This is a genomic window from Streptomyces sp. NPDC094034, from assembly GCF_040303865.1.
Classification (GTDB): Bacteria; Actinomycetota; Actinomycetes; order Streptomycetales; family Streptomycetaceae; genus Streptomyces.
The window spans coordinates 160,203-181,221 of the sequence record NZ_JBEOUD010000005.1 but is presented as its reverse complement, the minus strand read 5'-3'; the positions used below and the strand labels follow the sequence as shown (position 1 = coordinate 181,221).

The window sequence follows — 21,019 nt, the reverse complement described above, 5'->3', positions numbered from 1 at the left end:
ATGTGCCAGGCTGTGCCCGCCGGGTGTCGGGTCGTCGAGTGAATGTTGTCGAGTACCTGACGCCCCCTACGGGCCGAAAACGGGAGGAGATCGCGGGTGGCCGCGATGCAGCTGACACGCACGCACCGGATTCTCATCGGAATCGTGGTGTTCGGAGCGGTGATCATCGCCGCGATCGGATTCGCGGGGTCCTACGCCGCCGTGCGCGAACTCGCCGAGGTCAAGGGATTCGGGCGGTTCTCCCTGGTCTTCCCGATCGGTATCGACGCGGGCATCTGCGTCCTGCTGGCGCTCGACCTCCTCCTGACCTGGATGCGGATCCCGTTCCCGCTGCTGCGCCAGTCGGCGTGGCTGCTGACGGCCGCGACCATCGCCTTCAACGGCGCCGCCGCGTGGCCGGACCCGCTGGGCGTCGGGATGCACGCGGTGATCCCGCTCCTCTTCATCGTCTCCGTCGAGGCGGCGCGCCACGCGGTCGGCCGGATCGCCGACATCACCGCCGACAAGCACATGGAGGGCGTGCGGCTGACCCGCTGGCTGCTCTCGCCCATTCCCACGTTCATGCTGTGGCGCCGGATGAAGCTGTGGGAGCTGCGTTCCTACGAGCAGGTCATCAAGCTCGAACAGGACCGGCTCATCTACCAGTCGCGCCTTCAGGCGCGGTTCGGCCGCAACTGGCGCCGCAAGGCGCCCATCGACGCGCTGATGCCGCTCCGGCTCGCGAAGTACGGCGTACCGCTCGCCGAGACCGCGCCGTCGGGACTGGCCGCGGCCGGAATCGAACCGGTGCTGCTGCCGCCCGCGCCGCCGATGGCCGAACTCCCGCAGGGTCGGAGCGAGATACCCGCCGCGGTCCCGTCCCCGGAGCAGACGGAACCGCGGCCTCAGGCTCAGGCCCAGCCCCAACAGCAGCAGCCCCATGAGCAGATACCCCCGCAGCTGCGGAAGCAGGATCAGGGGCAGGGGCAGGGGCAGGAGCAGGCACGGGCAGAGGCACAGGCACAGGACTTCCAGCCGCAGCCGCATCCCCAGGACCCCCAGCAGCCCGAGCCCCAGCAGCAGCCCCAGCCCAGCCCCTGGTTCGCGGCCCCGCAGGTGCAGGAGACGGCGTACGAAGGCGCGTACAACCCCGCGTACGCCGAAGGCCAGGACCCCGCGCCGGTCATGATCCCCGCCGGTCCCGGCCGCAGCCGCCCGCTCGGCGGCGTGCCCGGTCAGCGCGTGGAGGGCCCGTACGCGGCCCCGGAGCCGGAGCAGATCCCCGAACGGACGGCGGAGCAGCGGCAGTACACCGAGCCCGCCCCCGGCCCCGACCAGCCCGAGGAACTGCCCGTCCCCGCCCTCCCCGACGATCTCTCCCGCGAGGAGGCGTACTTCAGCGCCTTCCGCAAGTACATCAGCGAGCACGGCGACTTCCCCAACGGCCGCCAGTTCGGGCTGTACTTGCTCGATCTGTACGGGATCACCGGCCGCACCGGCGGCCCGCTGAGCGAGAGTTCGCTCCGCCCCTACCTGAAGGAGTTCCGCTTCCGGTACCAGTCGGAGCTGGACGAGCACATCGCTTAGGTCCTGTCCGGCCGGACCGCGTACGCCCGGAAGGGTCCTCACCCACCGGGCGAGGACCCTTCCGCGTCACAGACCGCACCGTCACCGGCCGGATCACCACGGCCCGGACCGCCACGGACCGGACCGTCACGGACCGGACCGCCAGCGGTCGGCCACCACGGACCGCACCGCCACAGGCCGCAGCCAGACCTCCCAGACCTCAGCCCCCGAGCAGCTTCCGCACCCGGTCCGCGCCCACCGCAAGCAGCAGCGTGGGCAGCCGGGGCCCGGTGTCCCGGCCGACCAGCAGCCGGTAGAGCAGCGCGAAGAACGACCGCTGGGCCGTCTTCAGTTCGGCCGTGGGCTTGGCGTCGGGGGCCAGCCCCTCCATGACCTTGGGCACGCCGTAGACGAGCGTGGTCAGCCCGTCCAGCGACCAGTGGGTGTCCAGGCCCTCCAGCAGCAGCCGCAGCGACTCGCGCCCACGCGCGTCGAGCGAGTCCAGCAGTTCCTGGTCCGGCTCGGAGCGCACGATCGTCCGCGACTCGGCGGGCACCTGGCTGGTGATCCAGTTCTGCGCGCGGTCCAGCCGGGGACGCACCTCGTCCAGCGAGGCCAGCGGCTGCGCCGGGTCCAGCTCGCTGAGGATCCGCAGCGTCTGCTCCTCGGCACCGGCCGTGATGTCCACGACCGAGGCCAGCGTGCGGTACGGCAGCGGGCGCGGCGTACGCGGCAGCTCACCGGCCGCCGTGCCGGCGGCGCGGGTGTACGCGGCGGCGTCGGCCGGCAGGACGGAACCGTCGGCGACCTTGCGCTCCAGCGCGTCCCACTCGTCGTAGAGCCGCTGGATCTCCTGGTCGAAGGCGATCTTGAACGACTGGTTGGGCCTGCGCCGCGCGTAGAGCCAGCGCAGCAGCGGCGCCTCCATGATCTTCAGCGCGTCGGACGGGGTCGGCACGCCGCCCTTGCTGGACGACATCTTCGCCATTCCGGAGATCCCGACGAAGGCGTACATCGGGCCGATCGGCTGCACACCGCCGAAGATCTCGCGCACGATCTGCCCGCCGACGACGAACGAGGACCCGGGAGAGGTGTGGTCGACCCCGGACGGCTCGAAGATCACACCCTCGTACGCCCAGCGCATCGGCCAGTCGACCTTCCAGACCAGCTTGCCGCGGTTGAACTCGCTCAGCAGGACGGTCTCGGAGAAGCCGCACTCCGTGCAGGTGTAGGTGAGCGCGGTCGTCTCGTCGTCGTAGGCGGTGACGGTGGTCAGGTCCTTGCCGCAGCCGCCGCAGAAGGGCTTGTACGGGAAGTAGCCGGCGGCGCCGCCGCTGCCGTCGTCCTCGGCCGCCGCGCCCGAGCCCTCGGCGGCCTCCAGCTCGGCTTCCTCGGGCTTCTTCTGCCCCTGCTGCTTCTGCCCTTGCTTCTGGCCCTGCTGCTGTCCCTGGGGCTGCCCTTGCTGGGCGTCCTTCGGGTTGTCCTTCAGGTTGTCCTTCGCCTTGTCCTTCGTCCGATAGCGGTCGAGGATCGCGTCGATGTCCGCGCGGTGCCTCATCGCGTGCAGGATCTGCGCGCGGTACGCGCCCGAGGTGTACTGCTCGGTCTGGCTGATGCCGTCGTACTCGATGCCCAGCTCGGCCAGCGCCTCGGTCAGCGCGGCCTTGAAGTGCTCGGCCCAGTTCGGGTACGCCGACCCCGCCGGGGCGGGCACGGACGTGAGCGGCTTGCCGATGTGCTCGGCCCAGGACGGGTCCGTACCGGGAACGCCGGCCGGGACCTTGCGATAGCGGTCGTAATCGTCCCAGGAGATCAGATGCCTGACCTCGTGGCCGCGCCTGCGGATCTCGTCCGCGACCAGGTGCGGGGTCATGACCTCGCGGAGATTGCCCAGGTGAATGGGGCCGGAGGGGGAGAGTCCGGACGCGACGACGACCGGTTTGCCAGGCGCACGACGCTCCGACTCGGCGATGACATCGTCCGCGAAACGGGAGACCCAGTCGGTCTCGGTGCTCTGAGCCACGATCGGCACGTCCTTCTTCTTTCTCTTACGCCCAAACATTCCGGCGGCTGCCATTCTCCCAGGTACCCCCGGGAGAGCGAAAATGGCTTGTTACCCCATGGGATACTGGGCGGGACTTCACTCCGCACCCGACAGGAACGGCACCAGCCCATGGCCTCGGTCTCTTCCCTCGCTTCGACCGTCGATCAGCGCATCGCGGACGCCCTCTCGGCAGCCCTGCCGGAGGCCGGCCCCGCGAACCCGCTGCTGCGCCGAAGCGACCGGGCCGATTTCCAAGCCAATGGCCTCCTGGCGCTCGCCAAGCAGCTCAAGGGCAATCCGCGCGAGCTGGCGACGCGGGTCGTGGCGTCCCTCCCCTCCGATGGCGTGATCAAGGAGGTCGAGGTCTCCGGCCCCGGCTTCCTCAACATCACGATCACGGACCGGGCGATCATCGAGACCCTCGCGGCCCGCGCGACGGACGCGCGGCTCGGCGTCCCGTACGAGCCGAACCCCGGCACGACCGTGATCGACTACGCGCAGCCGAACGTGGCCAAGGAGATGCACGTCGGTCATCTGCGCTCGGCCGTGATCGGCGCGGCGATGGTGGAGATCCTGGAGTTCACGGGCGAGAAGGTGATCCGGCGCCATCACATCGGCGACTGGGGCACCCAGTTCGGCATGCTCATCCAGTATCTGATCGAGCACCCGCACGAGCTGGACCACAAGGGCGCCGTCTCCGGCGAGGAGGCGATGTCCTCCCTCAACCGGCTGTACAAGGCGTCCAGGACGCTCTTCGACTCCGACGAGGAGTTCAAGGCGCGGGCCCGGGACCGGGTGGTGGACCTCCAGGCCGGCGACAAGGAGACGCTGGCCCTGTGGCAGCGGTTCGTGGACGAGTCGAAGATCTACTTCTACTCGGTCTTCAACCAGCTGGACATGGAGATCCGCGACCCCGACATCGTCGGTGAGTCCGGCTACAACGACATGCTGGAGGAGACCTGCCGGATCCTGGAGGACTCCGGGGTCGCGGTCCGCTCCGAGGGCGCGCTCTGCGTGTTCTTCGACGATGTGAAGGGCCCGGACGGCAACAAGGTCCCGCTCATCGTCCAGAAGTCCAACGGCGGCTACGGCTACGCGGCCACCGACCTCTCCGCGATCCGCGACCGGGTGCGGAACCTGTCGGCGACGACCCTGCTGTACGTGGTCGACGCGCGCCAGTCGCTGCACTTCAAGATGGTCTTCGAGACCGCCCGGCGGGCCGGCTGGCTGAACGACGAGGTCCACGCGGTCCAGCTGGCGTTCGGCACGGTCCTCGGCAAGGACGGCAAGCCGTTCAAGACCCGTGAGGGCGAGACGGTACGGCTGGTGGATCTGCTGGACGAGGCGGTCGAGCGGGCGACGGCGGTCGTACGGGAAAAGGCGAAGGACCTCAGCGAGGAGGAGATCGCCGAGCGCGGCAAGCAGGTGGGTATCGGCGCGGTGAAGTACGCCGACCTGTCCACGTCCGCCGCCCGCGACTACAAGTTCGACCTGGACCAGATGGTCTCGCTGAACGGCGACACGTCCGTCTACATCCAGTACGCGTACGCCCGTATCCAGTCGATCCTGCGCAAGGCGGGCGACGCGAAGCCGGTGGCCCACCCGGAGCTGGCACTGGCCCCGGCCGAGCGGGCGCTCGGTCTGCACGTGGACCAGTTCGGCGAGGTGCTGGCGGAGGTCGCGTCGGCGTTCGAACCGCACAAGCTCGCCGCGTATCTGTACCAACTGGCGTCGCACTACACGACGTTCTACGACCAGTGCATTGTACTGAGCGACGAGAACCCGGCGGAGCTGGTCGAGAACCGTCTCTTCCTCTGCGACATCACGGCCCGCACGCTCCGGCAGGGCCTGGCGCTCCTGGGCATCGGGTCGCCCGAGCGCCTGTAACGCTCCGTTGACGCTCCGTACGCACGACGGGGCGCCATCGCCGGACGGCGATGGCGCCCCGGTTCTCCGGAGTGCGCTCAGAGCGCGACGATGCCTTCGCCGCCGACTCCGTCGGGGACCTTGGTGGTGCTGATCTTGGTCAGCGAGCCGTCCTTGTGGATGCGGAAGGCGTCGACAGCGCCCGCGCCGCCCGTCTGGACGTAGAGGAAGTGGCCGTCGGGCGTGATCGACGAGTCCACCGTGCCCACGCCCGTGGGGGTGTTGCCCAGGCGTTCGAGACGGGCCTCGCGGTTCTGGTAGAAGCGGGTGACGGTGTTGCTGCCCGCGTTGGAGGCGAAGAAGTGATCGCCGGTGCGGGAGACCCAGCAGGTGGCCTGCTCACCGGTCGGTGCCGCGTCGACCAGGGTGGTACGGCCGTCCTTGGCGATACGGAACGTCAGGAGGGCGTCCTCCACGCCGTCGGCGACGACGAGCCGGTGCTGCGCGTCGAAGGTCAGCCCGAACGGCTGCGCGCCCGGCTTGCTGTCCACGACAGGCTTGTGCGACAGCATGCCCTCACGGCTGAGGTGGAAGATCTCGATGCTGTTGCCACCCAGCTTGGTGGTGACGACGAGCTGCGATCCTTCGGGGGTGAAGGCCACCTGGCCCGGGGTGTGGGTGAACTCGGGCGTGGCACCGGTGTTCAGGTGCAGCGCACGGTGCCAGGCCTCGACCCGGTGCAGCTTGCCTTCCTTGAGCCGGAAGCCCTGGATGGACCCGCCCTCGCGCGCGTTGAGGACGAATACCCGGTCCCCGTGCGCGGTGACGCTGACCGGGAACACGCCCCCGGACTCGATGACCTGCTTACGGTGGAGCCGGTCGCCCTCGACCGCGAACACCGTGACCGTGTTGCTGCCGGCGTTGACCGCGTACAGCAGCTTGTGGTGATGGTCGTACGTCAGCGATCCCTGCGAGGCGAGGTGGTCCACGACGGAGCCGCCGAGGACACCGCCCTTGCCGCCGGTGCCGTAAATCGCACGCTTGTGCAGGGAACCGTCGGCGTCGCGGCTGTACGCGATCACCTGGTTGCCTTCGACACGGTCGTTCTGGACGAACACCGCCCTGCCGTGGTTCTCGGCGGGCGCGACGGGGGTGGCGATGGCGGTGGTGGCGGTGGCGGGCACGGCGAAGGCCGCCGTCGAGACGGCCACGGCCACAGCGGCCTTGACAATACGGGTGAACCTGCGGGTAGTTGTCGGCATCTACTCTTCCTGAGTCGGGCCGGCCGGGCGGGGACTCCTACGAGGAAGGCGTACACCGCAGCCGGAACAGGGCGTGATTCCGCCGCCATATTGAGGGGAGGCGGGCCCGCGTCGGCGGACCGTCGCCCATGGGGTAATTCATACGGATGATCAAGGCTGGCGAACGGTCGCACGCCCGGCGGGGCAAACGGGGCGGGGCGTTGCGGCGCATGAGGGGGCTGGTCCGGCTGGGGGGCCGCTGACGCGGGGGTGAGGGGGCACCCGGTGCGTTTGATGGCGGGTGGGGGCCGCCCCTGGGTCTGAGTTTCGCGGTTGCGGGTCGGGCGTCAAGGGCGCTCCTTCGTCGCGTCGGCTACGCCGATTCCGCTTCGCTCCACCCTTGACACCCAACCCTCCACCGCAAGTGCAGCTTTGAGGGGGGGCGGCCCGGGGGGAGGGGTCCCCGGAGGGGCTGCGTTGTTCCGGGGGCCGGATCCCGGCCTCGGGTGGGTGGGCCCTGCGGGGCTGCGCAGCAGTGGAGTGGGGCGGCCCGGCACCGGCAAAGCGACTGACGGTCGGGAAGTGGTCGGGACTCATGCCCCGCTGTGCGGACCCGTTGTCAGGTGACACCTGTGCCCTGGGGCGGACGGGCCTGCCACCTGCCCCCAATGTCCCATTTTGGAAGGGACTTTGGGGAGTGCTCCGGCGGGTCATGCGTCCCAAGTTCGGTTAACCGGGCCTCATGGTGATGGGGGTGGGGGGGGTGGGTGCGGGTTCGTGCCGGGGGGTAGTCGGGGGCACCCGGTGCGTTCGATGTCGGGTGGGGGCCGCCCCTGGGTCTGAGTTTCGCGGTTGCGGGTCGGGCGTCAAGGGCGCTCCTTCGTCGCGTCGGCTACGCCGATTCCGCTTCGCTCCACCCTTGACACCCAACCCTCCACCGCAAGTGCAGCTTTGAGGGGGGGCGGCCCGGGGGGAGGGGTCCCCGGGGAAGCAGCCCTGTTCCGGGGGCCGGATCCCGACCGCAGGTCGGTGGGCCCTGCGGGGCTGCGCAGGAGTGGAGTGGGGCGGCCCGGCACCGACAAAGCGACTGACCGTCGGGAAGTGGTCGGGACTCATGCCCCGCTGTGCGGACCCGTTGTCAGGTGACACCTGTGCCCTGGGGCGGACGGACCCGGCACCTGCCCCCAATGTCCCAGTTTGGCGAGGCATTCCAGGGACCCCGGGCAGGTCATGCGTCCTGGGTTCGCTTAAGCCGTCCCCACGGCACATCGCCACCCCTGACCGGCCCACTGCCGCCCCACGAGTCACACCCACCCCACCACCCACACACCCAGCAGCCGAGCACCAGCCCCGGGCACTTCCCAGCCCCGGACCGTGGAAAATGAGGCGGATGTGACTGATGAGGCGACCAGTAGGCCTCTCAGAGGGGGCATGCGTCGTGGGGCCCGGTTAACCGAACTCAGGACGCATGACCCGCCGGAGCACTCCCCAAAGCCCCTTCCAAAACGGGACATTGGGGGCGGGTGGCAGGCCCGCCCGCCCCAGTCGACAGGTGCACCCGCCAACGGACTGTCACCAGCGGGGCATGAGTCCCCACCACCCACCCACATCAGCTCGCTGAGCCGGTGCCGGGCCGCCCCACCCCACTGCTGCGCAGACCACCCACCGGCCCGCAGGCCGGGAAAGAAGCCGCCCCAAGATCCCAGCCCCCCGGGGACCCCTCCTCCCGGGCCGCCCCCCTCAAAGCTGCACTTGCGGTGGAGGGTTGGGGGTCAAGGGTGGAGCGAAGCGGAATCGGCGTAGCCGACGCGACGAAGGAGCGCCCTTGACGCCCAACCCGCAACCGCGAAACTGAAACCTAGGGGCGGCCCCCACCCGCCATCAAACGCACCGGCCCACCCCGACTACCCCTCGGCACTGACCCGACGCCAACCCCCGACATCAACCCCAACTCCCCGCCCCCGCAGTTATCGCTATCCACACCCACAGCTGGCCCTGCGGGCCACCGAGACCGGGAGCATCAGGGAGACCGGTTCGCGGGTCGGTTCCGCGAGTCGTCGCACGAGCAGTTCGACCGCCTCCTCGCCGAGTCGGCGGATCGGCTGGCGTACGGTCGTCAGCGCCGGGCGCACCATCCGGCTCAGCGGGATCCCGTCGAAGCCCGTGACCGCGATGTCCTCGGGTACTCGTACCCCGCGCCGCTCCAGTGCGTGGAGCGCGCCGATCGCCATCTGGTCGTTTGCGAAGAGCATCGCCTCCGGGCGGCCGCCGTCCTGGTCGGCGCGGTCGAGCAGCCTTTCGGCGGCCCGCTCTCCCTCTGCCTGGGTCATCATCACGGCACGCAGATCGGGTTCGTCCGGGACCGGCAGTCCGGCCTCGGCGCAGGCGTCCCTGAACCCACGAAAACGGGCCTCCGCGTCCGGTGAGTCCTTCTCGCCGCCGATGAAGACGAGCCTGCGCAAGCCGTGATCCTGGATCAGATGGCGGGTCAGTTCCCTTTCACCATCGGAGTTGGCCGCCTCGATGTGGTCGAGATGGTCGATCTCGCGCGGCCCGGCCAGCATCACCACCGGCAGCCGGCGCGAGATCACCTCAAGGTCCTCGGTGGGGACGGTCCGCGCCAGTACGGCGAATCCGTCGACCCGCCCCGCGACCTTCGCCACCAGCGACTCAGGACCGCCCTTCAGGGACGCCGCGATCAGCAGCGCATAGCCGTGCCGCCGCGCGGCGCGCTCCATGCCCCGGATGATCTGGTCCGAGTAGAGCATCACGGCGGAGTCGTCGTACGTGTCGTCCGTCTCGGCGTCCGTCTCGGCGTCCGGATCGGAGTAGTCGGGGAAGCAGAGCCCGAGTACGCCAGTGGTTCTGCTGGCCAGACCGCGCGCGTTTCCGCTGGGTACGTAACCGAGCGCGCGCGCCGCTTCCAGTACCCGATCGCGGGTCTGGGCGCGTACGGAATCGGGGTTCCGGTAGACCCGTGAGACCGTCGCAATGGAGACGCCAGACCGCTCGGCGACGTCGTACACCGTGGGGGCACTCACCCGACCGACCGGCCCTTCTTCGCTGATATCCGCTGTTTCCTCGGCGTTTCCGCCGTTTCCGCCGCTCCCGGCGGTTCCGCCTTCTCGCCCTCTGCGACGCGTACGCACGGATGCGTGTGTCATGAAAGCGCATTCACCCTAGGCGCCGTGCTGTCCGAGGAGCAAGGCGGGCCCTGGCCAGAGCCAAAACCCGGTCAAGAATGACAGGCAAACTTGCAAGGTTACCTGTCTACTTCCTACGGTGAACGCATGCACGAGAAGTCCGAGCGGCCCGGAGAACCGACCGCGGAGCAGGTTGCCGCCGATCTCACCGCCGTGGTCCGCAGGCTGATGCGACGGCTGCGGACGACCTCACCGGACAGCGGGCTCACGCCCTCCCAGCGTTCGGTTCTGGCGCGGCTGGTCGGTGAAGGGCCGTCGACCACGGCCGCACTCGCCCGCGCCGAGTACGTACGTCCGCAGTCCCTGCGGCTGACGCTCGGCGCCCTGGAGAGTCAGGGCATGGTCGAGCGGACGCCCGATCCCGGCGACAGGCGGCAGTCCGTCGTCTTGGTCACGGAAACCGGCCGCCGCACGCTCGCCGCGGTGCGCGCGGCCAAACAGGGCTGGCTCTCCGAAGCGATCGCGGGCGAACTGGACGGCGCGGAACGCCGGACCCTGGCCGAGGCCGCGGCCCTGCTGGAGCGGGTGGTGGAGCGCGGTGAGTGAGGCGGAGGCATCCGGGACGTACCCGCGGTCCAGGCGCTGAGCGCCCTCCGACAACCGCCGAACCCCGCCACCACCCCAGCCCTCAGCCTCCCCCCAGCCTCCAGCCCCTCCAGCCCCTCAGCCCCCCAGCCCCGCACCGCGAGGAGCACCACCATCGACCCCAAGACCGCCCTGGTCGTCGTCGACCTCCAGAAGGGCATCGCCTCCCGGCCCACCGTCCCCCACCCGGCCGCCGACGTCGTCGCGCGCTCCGCCGAGCTCGCCGCCGCCTTCCGCGCCAGGGGGCTGCCCGTCGTGCTCGTACGTGTCACAGGCGGCGCGCCCGGCCGTACCGAAGCCCCCGCGCGCGGCGAGCAGCCCCCCGCCGACTGGGCCGACCTCATGCCCGAACTGGGCGTCCAGGAAGGCGACATCGTGGTCACCAAGCAGCAGTGGGGTGCCTTCCACGGCACCGATCTCGACCTCCAGCTGCGCCGTCGGGGCGTCACACAGGTCGTGGTGACGGGTATCGCCACCAGCATCGGCGCCGAGTCGACCGCCCGCGCCGCGCACGAGCACGGCTACCACGTCACCGTCGCCGTCGACGCGGTCGCCGACATGGACGAGGGCGCGCACCGCAACAGCGTCGAGAAGATCTTTCCGCGGCTCGGCGAGACCGGGACCACCGAGGCGATCGTGAAGCTCCTCGGCTGACGCGGCACAGACGGGAAGGGCCCGGAATCAAGGGCCCCTCCCGTCTCCGCCGGCCACCGGGTATCCACCGGGTTCAGGCCGCCAGGTTCAGGCGACCAGGTTCAGGCCACCAGGTATCCGCCAGGCACAGTTGTCCACGGCGTATCCACCCGGCTGCATCACTCGCCGCGCCGCCGGATCTTGTTGCCCAGCCACACCAACGGGTCGTACTTCCGGTCCACGGCCCGTTCCTTGAGCGGAATCAGCGCGTTATCCGTGATCTTGATGTTCTCCGGACACACTTCCGTACAGCATTTGGTGATGTTGCAGTAGCCGAGGCCGTGCTCGTCCTGGGCGGTCTTCTTCCGGTCGAGCCCCGATTCGTCGGCCGCGTCCAGCGGATGCATGTCCAGCTCGGCCACCCGCATCAGAAAGCGCGGCCCGGCGAACGCGGTCTTGTTCTCCTCGTGGTCGCGCACCACATGGCAGGTGTCCTGGCACAGGAAGCACTCGATGCACTTACGGAACTCCTGCGAGCGGTCGACATCCACCTGCTGCATCCGGTACTCACCGGCGGCCACCCCCGGCGGCGGTACGAACGACGGCACCTCCCGCGCCTTCGCGTAATTGAACGACACGTCCGTCACCAGATCCCGGATCACCGGGAAGGCCCGCAGCGGGGTGACCGTGATCGTCTCCTCGCGCGAGAAGACGGACATCCGGGTCATGCACATCAGCCGCGGCCGGCCATTGATCTCCGCGCTGCACGAACCGCACTTGCCCGCCTTGCAGTTCCAGCGCACCGCCAGATCCGCCGCCTGGGTCGCCTGGAGCCGGTGGATGATGTCGAGGACCACCTCCCCGTCGTTGACCTCGACGGCGAAGTCCGTCAGCTCGCCGCCGTCTGCGTCGCCCCGCCAGACCCGGAACTTCGCCTCGTATGCCGTCGACGCGCTCGCGCCTGCGCCTGCACCCGCGCCTGCACCCGCGCCCGTGCTCGCGCCTGCACCCGTGCTCGCGCTCGTACCCGTACTCGCACTCACTCGTGAAGCTCCTCTTCGGCGAGGTACTTGACCAGCTCTTCCTTCTCGAACAGGGCGAGCAGATCGGGACGTATGGGCTCGGTCGTCCGGCGCGTGAGCGCGATCCGGCCGGCCGCGGGATCGGTGGCCGCGCCCTCCTCCGTACCGGCGAGCCGGCAGTACAGATTGATCCGGCGCCAGTCGGCGTCCATGCCGGGCCAGTCCTCCCGGGTGTGGCCGCCCCGGCTCTCGGTACGTTCCAGGGCCGCCCGTGCCACGCATTCGCTGACCAGCAGCATGTTCCGCAGGTCGAGTGCGAGGTGCCAGCCGGGGTTGAACTGGCGGTGGCCCTCGACCCCGGCCCGGCCCGCCCGTACGCGCAGCTCGGCCAGCTTCTCCAGCGCCTGCTCCATCTCCGTCTCGCGCCGGATGATGCCGACCAGGTCGTTCATTGTCTGCTGGAGCTCTTGATGGAGGGTGTACGGATTTTCCGCGGGCCGGTCACCCACGTCCCCCGCGCCACCCACGTCCCCCGCGCCCCCCGTACCACCCGCGCCACCCACATCCCCCACGTCCCCCGTACCACCCCGCGACGACGTCTCGGCCACACCCGCGCTGAACGGCCGCAGCGCCTCCTCCGCCGCCGCGTCGATCTGCCCCTCGTCCAGGGCCGGGCGTACGTCGAGCCCGGCCGCGTACGCCGCGGCGTGCAGCCCCGCCCGCCTGCCGAAGACCAGCAGATCGGAGAGGGAGTTCCCGCCGAGTCGGTTGGAACCGTGCATTCCGCCCGCGACCTCGCCCGCCGCGTACAGCCCCGCGACCCCGGGCGTGGCGGCGGTCTCCGAGTCGACGGCGATTCCGCCCATCACGTAGTGGCAGGTGGGGCCGACCTCCATGGCCTCCGCGGTGATGTCGACATCCGCCAGCTCCTTGAACTGGTGGTACATCGAGGGCAGCCGGCGCCGGACCACCTCGGCGGGCATCCGCGTCGAGACATCGAGGAAGACACCGCCGTGCGGAGAGCCGCGGCCCGCCTTGACCTCGGAGTTGATGGCGCGGGCCACTTCGTCGCGGGGGAGCAGTTCGGGGGGACGCCGGTTGTGGTCCGGGTCCTCGTACCAGCGGTCGCCCTCGTCCTCCGACTCCGCGTACTTCTCCTTGAAGACATCCGGGATGTAGTCGAACATGAACCGCTTGCCCTCGGAATTGCGCAGCACCCCGCCGTCGCCGCGTACCGATTCGGTGACCAGGATGCCCTTGACCGAGGGCGGCCAGACCATGCCGGTCGGGTGGAACTGTACGAACTCCATGTTCAGGAGCGGGGCGCCCGCGAGCAGCGCCAGCGCGTGGCCGTCACCGGTGTACTCCCAGGAGTTCGAGGTCACCTTGAAGGACTTGCCGATGCCGCCCGTGGCGAGCACGACGGACGGGGCCTCCAGCACGAAGAACCGGCCGGACTCCCGCTCGTAACAGAACGCCCCCGCGACCCGGCCGCCGCCGTCCTCTCCCGAGTCGCCGTCCTTCAGGATCCGGGTGACCGTGCACTCCTGGTAGACCTTGAGCCGCGCCTCGTAGTCCCCGTACTCGCGGAAGTCCTCCTGCTGCAACGCGACGATCTTCTGCTGGAGCGTGCGAATGAGCTCCAGACCCGTACGGTCGCCGACATGGGCGAGGCGCGGGTACTCGTGCCCGCCGAAGTTGCGCTGGGAGATCTTTCCGTCGGGCGTACGGTCGAACAGCGCGCCCCAGGTCTCCAGCTCCCAGACGCGGTCCGGCGCCTCCTGGGCGTGCAGCTCGGCCATCCGCCACTGGTTGAGGAACTTGCCGCCGCGCAGGGTGTCGCGGAAGTGCACCCGCCAGTTGTCACCGGAGTTCACATTGCCCATGGAGGCGGCGATCCCGCCCTCGGCCATCACCGTATGGGCCTTGCCGAAGAGGGACTTGCAGATGACGGCGGTACGAGCGCCCCGCTCGCGCGCCTCGATGGCGGCGCGCAGGCCCGCTCCCCCCGCACCCACCACCACGACGTCCCACTGCCGGCGTTCGAGTTGCGTCATATCGGATGGCTCTCCCTAAAAGAGGCGCGGATCATCAGAAGAGGCGGGGGTCGTCGAAGGCTCCGGTGGCCAGCAGATAGACGTAGAAGTCGCAGAGGGCGACGCTGATCAGCGAGGCCCAGGCGAGCTGCATATGGCGGTTGTTGAGTTTCCCCGCCCAGCCCCACAGCCGGTAGCGCACCGGATGCTTCGAGAAGTGCCGCAGCCGGCCGCCGATGATGTGCCGGCAGGAGTGGCACGAGAGCGTGTAGGCCCAGATCAGCACGGTATTGGCGAGGAAGATCAGCGAGCCGAGCCCCATATGTCCCCAGGCGTACTCCTCGTCCCGGAAGGTGAGCACGGCGTCGTACGTGAGGATGCCGGCGACCGGCACGGCCGCGTAGAAGAAGTACCGGTGGATGTTCTGGAGGATCAGCGGGAAGCGGGTCTCACCGGTGTACTTCGCGTGGGGCTCGGCGACGGCGCAGGCGGGCGGCGAGGCCCAGAAGCCGCGGTAATACGCCTTGCGGTAGTAGTAGCAGGTCAGCCGGAAACCCAGCGGGAAGATCAGGATCAGCAGCGCCGGGGACAGCCCCCACCAGCTGCCGAAGATCTCCCAGTTGGGGCCGTTCCGCATCGGCGCGCAGTTCTCCGCCAGGCAGGGCGAGTAGAACGGTGAGACATACGGCGCCGCGTAGTAGTCGCTGTTCGCGAACGCGCGCCAGGTCGAGTACACGATGAAGGCGAACAGTCCGACGGCGGTCACGGCGGGCGCCAGCCACCAGCGGTCCGTCCGCAGATGGCGGGGCGCGATGGCGGCGCGCGAGGGGCTGTGCACGCCCGTACCGCCGGATGCGCCCGTACTGCCGGGTGCGCCGGTACTGCCGGACGCGCCCGTATCGACGGATGCGCCCGTACCGACGGCGGGGGGTTCGGTACCGGTGGCCAACGAGGACTCCTGACGTCTGGGTCGCTAGGGAGCTCGCCGGTCGCGTACGCCCAGGCCCTCGTCGTCCGAGTCCGTCCACAGCGCGCTGTTGTACGGGGTGTCGGGGATGGTCACCAGGTCGTCGACGCGGCCGGCCGGCTGGGGTCGGGACTCGTTCTCACGCAGGAGCGCGAGATTCTGCTCCAGCCGTCCGACCGTCCGGACCAAGTCGTCCAGGCAGCGCCTGACCGCCGCCACATCGTCTTGCAGGGACATGAGTTGCCCTCACTTCCACGGTCTCGGGTGGCATGCGGGGATCGCGAGGGTCACCCCTCGGACGGCTCTCTGTGTGCGCCTGAGTGTGTTCCGTGTGCGTTCCGTGCGCCTGAGAGTGTTCCGCGTCACATCCCTGGTTGGGAAGTCGTAGGTCACTAGTTTTCTGCCGAGCCGGTGTGTCTCGGGGCTGCTTTGAGCCAACCGACCGCCGGGTCCGGGCGCCGAGCGCCGGGTCCGGCCTCCGGGCGCCGCGTTCGACCTCCGAGCGCCGGGTCCGACCTCCGAGCGCCGCGTTCGACCGCTGACCGCCGGGTCCGACCGCCGAGCGCCGGGTCCGGGCGCGTTGCGCCGCATGGGTGGGTTTGTTCGCACATCACGCCGTGTCTGCGCCGCCGCTGACTCGCGGTCCCCTTCAGTGAGTGGGCAAATAGGTGTGATCATCTCTAAATTCCACAAACAGGACGAAGAGGTACAAGCCATGTCCCACGTCGGCGCCCCACGCGGGAGGACATGCTCCCGAACGCTCCGCTCCCGAACCCTCCGCTCCGTCGCGCTTCTCACCACCGGTGTACTCGCCCTGGGGGCCCTGTCCGCGTGCAGCTCGGAGGAGGAGGGAAGCGAGCCCTCGGCCGCCGCCGCCCCGGACATCGCGGCCGTGAAGCGTGACGGTGTCGCCCAGGGCGGCACCATGCGCTGGGCGGTCGACACCATGCCCGCGACCCTCAACAGCTACCAGGCCGACGCGGACGCGGCGACGAGCCGGATCGCCGGTGCCGTGCTGCCCGCCCTCTTCACACTTGACAAAAGCGGCCGGCCCCAGCGGAACCCCGACTATCTGGAATCCGCCAAGATCGTCGAGCGCGAGCCCAAGCAGGTCGTGCTCTACAAGCTCAACCAGCAGGCGGTGTGGAGCAACGGCCGGGAGATCGGGGCGCCGGACTTCGTGGCGCAGTGGCGTGCGCTGCGCGGCAAGGACTCCGCGTACTGGACCGCACGCAACGCCGGGTACGAGCGGATCGAGAAGATCGAGCGCGGCGCCAACAACCTTGAGGTCAGGGTCACCTTCAACAAGCCGTACGCCGACTGGGAATCGCTGTTCAGCCCGCTCTACCCCAAGGACGTGATGGGGACGCCCAACGCGTTCAACGACGGCGCCAGGAAGACCCTGAAGGTGACGGCCGGTCCCTTCACGGTCAAGAAGGTGGACCGCAAGGCCAAGGAGACCACGCTCGCCCGTAACCCCCACTGGTGGGGAGAGCCCGCCAAACTCGACCAGCTGGTCATGCGCACGGTGCCCAGGGGCGAGAGCGCGGCGGCGCTCGCCGCCCGCAAGGTCGACATCGTCGAGATCGACAGCGGCGTGGTGAAGCGCATGGCGCTGGCGGAGAAGGACGCGGAGAAGCAGGCGGAGAAGGACGGCGAGGCCGGCGGCGGGCAGCCGCAGCCGCTCACCCATGGTCCTGGCATCGCCATCACCCCGGGCTCCGCGCTCCGGTCCTGGGCGCTGGCCAACGGCTCCGACGAGGAAGCGGCCGAGGAGGCGATGGAGGCGCGCAAGCGGAAGGCGGAGTCCATCGCGCGGTACGCGCGGGAGCAGAAGGGGCTGACCGGCTGGGAGGTCCGGAAATCGCTGGAGCCCGCGTTCACCCAGCTCGCGCTGAACGGCGAGTCGGGACCGCTCGCGGATGAGCGGGTGCGGCGGGCGGTGGCCCGCGCGATCAACCGCCAGGAGCTGGCCGACACGGTGCTCAAGCCGCTCGGACTGCCGGCGAAGCCGCCCGGCAGCCATCTGGCGCTGATGGGACAGAAGGCGTACTCGGACGCCAGCGAGGCGCTCGGCAAGCAGGACACCCTTGAGGCACAGGCGCTGCTGGCCGACGCCGGCTGGACGCCGGACGGGGCGAAGAAGAAGGTCGCCGCCGCCAAGGCCGGCAGCAAGGCCCAGCAGAAGAGGGCCGAGGAGGGCGAGGAGGGCGACGAGGAGCTGACCGAGGAGGAGGCCGAGGCGGCGGCCCAGGCGAAGCGGCCCGACGCCAAGACCGAAGAGGCCGAGAAGAAGAAGGCCGAGGAGCAGAAGCGGAAGTACGAGGAGAAGGTCGCCGCCGAGGAGAAGAAGAAGGGCGACAAGGGCGACGACAAGGACGCGGCCAAGAAGAAGAGCGACGAAGAGGACGACAAGGACGCGGCCAAGAAGAAGAGCGACGAGGGCGACGACAAGGACGCGGCCGACGTCCCCTCCGACGAGGGCCTGTACATCGTCGGTGACGAGAAGCCCGGCGAGGCGGCCCCCCGTCCGGAGTCCGCCCCCGCCACGCATGCCGGTGACGCCACGCATGCCGGTGACGACAAGCCCGGCGAGGCGGCCCCCCGTCCCGGGTCCGCCCCCGCCACGCATGTCCTCGCCCCCGCGTCCGTCGCCCGCCTCCAGGGCGCCGTGCTGCTCCGCCAGGCCGTCGCCGTGGACGACTCCGACAAGAAGCCGGGTGGTGTGGCGGGCGCCTACGCCCCGCGTGGCACGGCCGCCGCCTCCCCCTCGCCCTCCCCGTCCTCCTCCGTCCCGACCGTCCCGAGCGGCCCGCTCGGCAAGGACGGGAAGCCGCTCAGCCTGCGCTTCGTACTGCCCGCCGGCGCGGGCGCCGAGTCGCTGCGCGCCGTCGGCGAGCGGATCTCGCGGATGCTCGACCGTATCGGTGTCGGTACGGAGATCACCAAGGTCGCGGACGAGGAGTACTTCAAGGACCACATCGCCTCGGGCCACTACGATCTGGCGCTCTACTCCTGGCCCGCCAGCGCCTTCCCGGCGACCGACGGCCGGCCGATCTACGCCAAGCCCGTGCCCGCCAGCGACGGTTCGCTGCTGGTGGAGCAGAACTACACCCGCGTCGGTACGGACCACATCGACCAGCTCTTCGCCAGCGCCGCCGCCGAGCTGAACGAGGGCAAGTCCCGCGATCTGGTCAGGCAGGCCGACGCCCGCATCTGGGCCGCGGCGGGATCCATCCCGCTCTACCAGCGTCCGCAGCTGGTCGCGGTGAAGCCGACGGTGGTGAACGCGGGAGCCTTCGGCTTCCAGACCCCTCGCTACCAGGACGTCGGATTCCGGGAGGGCGGGGCCGCCGGCCCGGACTCGAAGAAGAAGTAGCGAAGAACCGGCGACGAAAGCGCCAACGTACACGTACGTCTGGCGAAGATCGAGAGAAGAAAAAACGGTCCATTTTTCGAAACCGCAGGTCAGAGCGGTATCGAAAGCTCAGAACCCCATCAATTCGCTTGCCCGCCGGCCTCTCCGGCGGGCAAGCTCGTTTCTGCCCCTTGACCCGGGCAGCTCCGCGTCCTCCCGCACCTCCCCAGGTGCCACCGCACAGCCCCGAGCACAGCCGTCCGCACAGCCCCGAGCACAGCGCCCGTACAGCGTCGGCACGGCGCCCGTACAGCGCCCGCACACCGTGATTTCGGCCTCTCCGATCGGGCTGGGAAGCCCGCGACGCCTCGGCCCCGTACCATGGGAGGAGCCGTGGCGTGTCCGCCCGGCGGGCGTACGAGGTACCACAACGCCGCATCCCACGATCGAGAGAAGCGCCAGCCAGCATGCCCACGCGCCACGACATCCGTAACGTCGCCATCGTCGCCCACGTCGACCATGGCAAGACCACTCTGGTCGACGCCATGCTGAAGCAGGCCGGTGCCTTCGCCGCGCACGCCGCCGAGCACCTCGACGACCGGATGATGGACTCGAACGACCTGGAGCGTGAGAAGGGCATCACGATCCTGGCCAAGAACACGGCCGTGAAGTACCACCCGAAGTCGGGTGGCGACCCCATCACGATCAACATCATCGACACCCCGGGCCACGCCGACTTCGGCGGCGAGGTGGAGCGCGGGCTGTCGATGGTCGACGCCGTCGTGCTTCTCGTCGACGCCTCGGAAGGCCCGCTTCCGCAGACCCGCTTCGTGCTCCGCAAGGCGCTCCAGGCGAAGATGCCGGTCATCCTCTGTATCAACAAGACGGACCGCCCGGACTCCCGGATCGCCGAGGTCGTCGACGAGACGTACGACCTCTTCCTGGACCTGGACGCGACCGAGGAGCAGATCGAGTTCCCGATCGTCTACGCCTGCGCGCGGGACGGCGTCGCCTCGCTGACCAAGCCGGAGGACGGTACGGTCCCGGCCGACAGCGACAGCCTGGAGCCGTTCTTCAGCACGATCCTGTCGCACGTACCGGCTCCGGAGTACGACGAGGAGGCGCCGCTCCAGGCGCATGTCACCAACCTGGACGCCGACAACTTCCTCGGCCGTATCGCGCTGTGCCGCGTCGAGCAGGGCGAGCTGAAGAAGGGCCAGACCGTCACCTGGATCAAGCGTGACGGTACGAAGTCCAACGTCCGTATCACCGAGCTGCTGATGACCGAGGCGCTCACCCGCAAGCCGGCCGAGAAGGCCGGTCCCGGTGACATCTGCGCCATCGCCGGTATCCCGGACATCATGATCGGCGAGACCCTGGCCGACCCGGAGAACCCGATCGCGCTGCCGCTGATCACGGTCGACGAGCCGGCGATCTCGATGACCATCGGTACGAACACCTCGCCGCTGGTCGGCAAGGGCGGCAAGGGCCACAAGGTCACCGCCCGCCAGGTCAAGGACCGTCTCGACCGTGAACTGATCGGTAACGTCTCGCTCCGTGTCCTGGACACCGAGCGCCCCGACGCCTGGGAGGTCCAGGGCCGCGGCGAGCTGGCGCTGGCGATCCTCGTCGAGCAGATGCGCCGCGAGGGCTTCGAACTGACCGTCGGCAAGCCCGAGGTGGTCACCAAGCAGGTCGACGGCAAGACGCACGAGCCGATCGAGCGCATGACGATCGACTCCCCCGAGGAGCACCTCGGCGCCATCACACAGCTGATGGCGACCCGCAAGGGCCGTATGGAGACCATGACCAACCACGGTTCGGGCTGGATCCGGATGGAGTGGATCGTTCCGTCACGCGGACTCATCGGCTTCCGTACGGAGTTCCTGACCCAGACGCGTGGTACGGGCATCGCCCACTCGATCTTCGAGGGCCACGAGCCGTGGTTCGGCGAGCTGCGCACCCGTCACAACGGCTCGCTGGTGGCGGACCGTTCGGGCTCGGTGACGCCGTTCGCGATGGTCAACCTCCAGGAGCGCGGTGTCATCTTCACCGAGGCCGGCACCGAGGTGTACGAGGGCATGATCGTCGGTGAGAACTCCCGCGCCGACGACATGGACGTGAACATCACCAAGGAGAAGAAGCTCACCAACATGCGCGCCGCCTCCGCGGACACCACGGAGAACGTGGTGCCGGCGCGGAAGCTCTCCCTGGAGCAGTCCCTGGAGTTCTGCCGCGACGACGAGTGCATCGAGGTCACCCCGGAGACGGTCCGGATCCGCAAGGTCGTCCTGGACCAGAAGCAGCGCGGCCGTACCGCCTCGCGCGCCAAGCACGCCTGACGCGACGGGGGCGGGCGTGACGACGCCCGCCGCCCGGACGGTACGACGGCCCGGCCACCGCGAATGCGCGGCGGCCGGGCCGTCGCCCGTTCCGCCGCTCCGGAGCCCGACGATTTCCGCCGACTTCGCGGCGGCTTGACGTCAAGTTCGTTTTTGCGGGCAGCGTCCGATTATCGG

Annotated in this window: 13 protein-coding genes; 6 read left to right on the top strand and 7 right to left on the bottom strand. The window is 69.6% G+C overall.

Features of this window, described 5'->3' with window-relative positions:
• Positions 1-96: 96 nt before the first annotated feature.
• Positions 97-1,566, top strand: a complete 1,470-nt coding sequence (locus ABTZ59_RS07550; RefSeq protein ID WP_351392179.1) for a DUF2637 domain-containing protein — start codon at positions 97-99, stop codon at positions 1,564-1,566.
• Between the two features lie 199 nt (positions 1,567-1,765).
• Here ABTZ59_RS07550 and lysS read toward each other — a convergent pair whose 3' ends face one another.
• Complete coding sequence (lysS, locus tag ABTZ59_RS07545; protein WP_351392176.1) at positions 1,766-3,577, bottom strand: lysine--tRNA ligase; 1,812 nt, start codon at positions 3,575-3,577, stop codon at positions 1,766-1,768.
• A gap of 141 nt (positions 3,578-3,718) precedes the next feature.
• Between lysS and argS the strand changes: the two genes are divergently transcribed.
• Positions 3,719-5,476, top strand: coding sequence for an arginine--tRNA ligase (gene argS, locus ABTZ59_RS07540; protein ID WP_351392173.1), 1,758 nt, complete (start codon positions 3,719-3,721; stop codon positions 5,474-5,476).
• Positions 5,477-5,553: 77 nt separating this feature from the next.
• On the opposite strand, the gene ABTZ59_RS07535 is transcribed toward argS, so the two are convergent.
• Both ABTZ59_RS07535 and ABTZ59_RS07530 read right to left on the bottom strand, forming a co-directional pair.
• Positions 5,554-6,717 (bottom strand): lactonase family protein, encoded by a 1,164-nt coding sequence (locus ABTZ59_RS07535; protein ID WP_351392170.1) that lies wholly within the window; start codon positions 6,715-6,717, stop codon positions 5,554-5,556.
• 1,952 nt (positions 6,718-8,669) lie between these two features.
• A complete protein-coding gene (locus ABTZ59_RS07530; RefSeq protein ID WP_351392167.1) occupies positions 8,670-9,737 on the bottom strand; it encodes a LacI family DNA-binding transcriptional regulator in 1,068 nt (355 codons plus the stop codon).
• A gap of 249 nt (positions 9,738-9,986) precedes the next feature.
• Between ABTZ59_RS07530 and ABTZ59_RS07525 the strand changes: the two genes are divergently transcribed.
• Positions 9,987-10,445, top strand: coding sequence for a MarR family winged helix-turn-helix transcriptional regulator (locus ABTZ59_RS07525; protein ID WP_351392164.1), 459 nt, complete (start codon positions 9,987-9,989; stop codon positions 10,443-10,445).
• 153 nt (positions 10,446-10,598) lie between these two features.
• A complete protein-coding gene (locus ABTZ59_RS07520) occupies positions 10,599-11,138 on the top strand; it encodes an isochorismatase family protein (protein WP_351392339.1) in 540 nt (179 codons plus the stop codon).
• Positions 11,139-11,296: 158 nt separating this feature from the next.
• Here the strand turns inward: ABTZ59_RS07520 and ABTZ59_RS07515 are convergent, their stop codons facing one another.
• Genes ABTZ59_RS07515 through ABTZ59_RS07500 form a run of 4 tightly spaced genes read right to left on the bottom strand, consistent with a single transcriptional unit; the run spans position 11,297 to position 15,379 of the window.
• Entirely contained in the window at positions 11,297-12,160 is an 864-nt protein-coding gene (locus ABTZ59_RS07515) for a succinate dehydrogenase/fumarate reductase iron-sulfur subunit (protein ID WP_351392161.1), read from the bottom strand.
• Positions 12,157-14,196 (bottom strand): fumarate reductase/succinate dehydrogenase flavoprotein subunit, encoded by a 2,040-nt coding sequence (locus ABTZ59_RS07510; protein WP_351392158.1) that lies wholly within the window; start codon positions 14,194-14,196, stop codon positions 12,157-12,159. Before ABTZ59_RS07510 ends, ABTZ59_RS07515 begins: the two co-directional genes overlap by 4 nt.
• Positions 14,197-14,230: 34 nt before the next feature.
• On the bottom strand, positions 14,231-15,124 hold the full coding sequence (gene sdhC / locus ABTZ59_RS07505; protein ID WP_503002294.1) for a succinate dehydrogenase subunit SdhC: 894 nt from the start codon (positions 15,122-15,124) through the stop codon (positions 14,231-14,233).
• A 24-nt stretch (positions 15,125-15,148) separates the two neighbouring features.
• Entirely contained in the window at positions 15,149-15,379 is a 231-nt protein-coding gene (locus ABTZ59_RS07500) for an Rv0250c family protein (RefSeq protein WP_249947982.1), read from the bottom strand.
• Between the two features lie 478 nt (positions 15,380-15,857).
• Here ABTZ59_RS07500 and ABTZ59_RS07495 point away from each other — a divergent pair, with 478 nt between their 5' ends.
• Both ABTZ59_RS07495 and typA read left to right on the top strand, forming a co-directional pair.
• Positions 15,858-18,521 (top strand): ABC transporter substrate-binding protein, encoded by a 2,664-nt coding sequence (locus ABTZ59_RS07495; protein ID WP_351392154.1) that lies wholly within the window; start codon positions 15,858-15,860, stop codon positions 18,519-18,521.
• Positions 18,522-18,967: 446 nt separating this feature from the next.
• Positions 18,968-20,842 (top strand): translational GTPase TypA, encoded by a 1,875-nt coding sequence (gene typA / locus ABTZ59_RS07490; protein WP_351392151.1) that lies wholly within the window; start codon positions 18,968-18,970, stop codon positions 20,840-20,842.
• Positions 20,843-21,019: the final 177 nt, after the last annotated feature.

Bases quoted from the DNA above. Each gene is read 5' to 3' on its own strand.
- argS (WP_351392173.1), top strand. From the start codon at position 3,719: ATGGCCTCGGTCTCTTCCCTCGCTTCGACCGTCGATCAGCGCATCGCG.
- ABTZ59_RS07510 (WP_351392158.1), bottom strand. From the start codon at position 14,196: ATGACGCAACTCGAACGCCGGCAGTGGGACGTCGTGGTGGTGGGTGCG.
- ABTZ59_RS07525 (WP_351392164.1), top strand. From the start codon at position 9,987: ATGCACGAGAAGTCCGAGCGGCCCGGAGAACCGACCGCGGAGCAGGTT.
- typA (WP_351392151.1), top strand. From the start codon at position 18,968: ATGCCCACGCGCCACGACATCCGTAACGTCGCCATCGTCGCCCACGTC.
- ABTZ59_RS07495 (WP_351392154.1), top strand. From the start codon at position 15,858: ATGTCCCACGTCGGCGCCCCACGCGGGAGGACATGCTCCCGAACGCTC.
- ABTZ59_RS07500 (WP_249947982.1), bottom strand. From the start codon at position 15,379: ATGTCCCTGCAAGACGATGTGGCGGCGGTCAGGCGCTGCCTGGACGAC.
- ABTZ59_RS07535 (WP_351392170.1), bottom strand. From the start codon at position 6,717: ATGCCGACAACTACCCGCAGGTTCACCCGTATTGTCAAGGCCGCTGTG.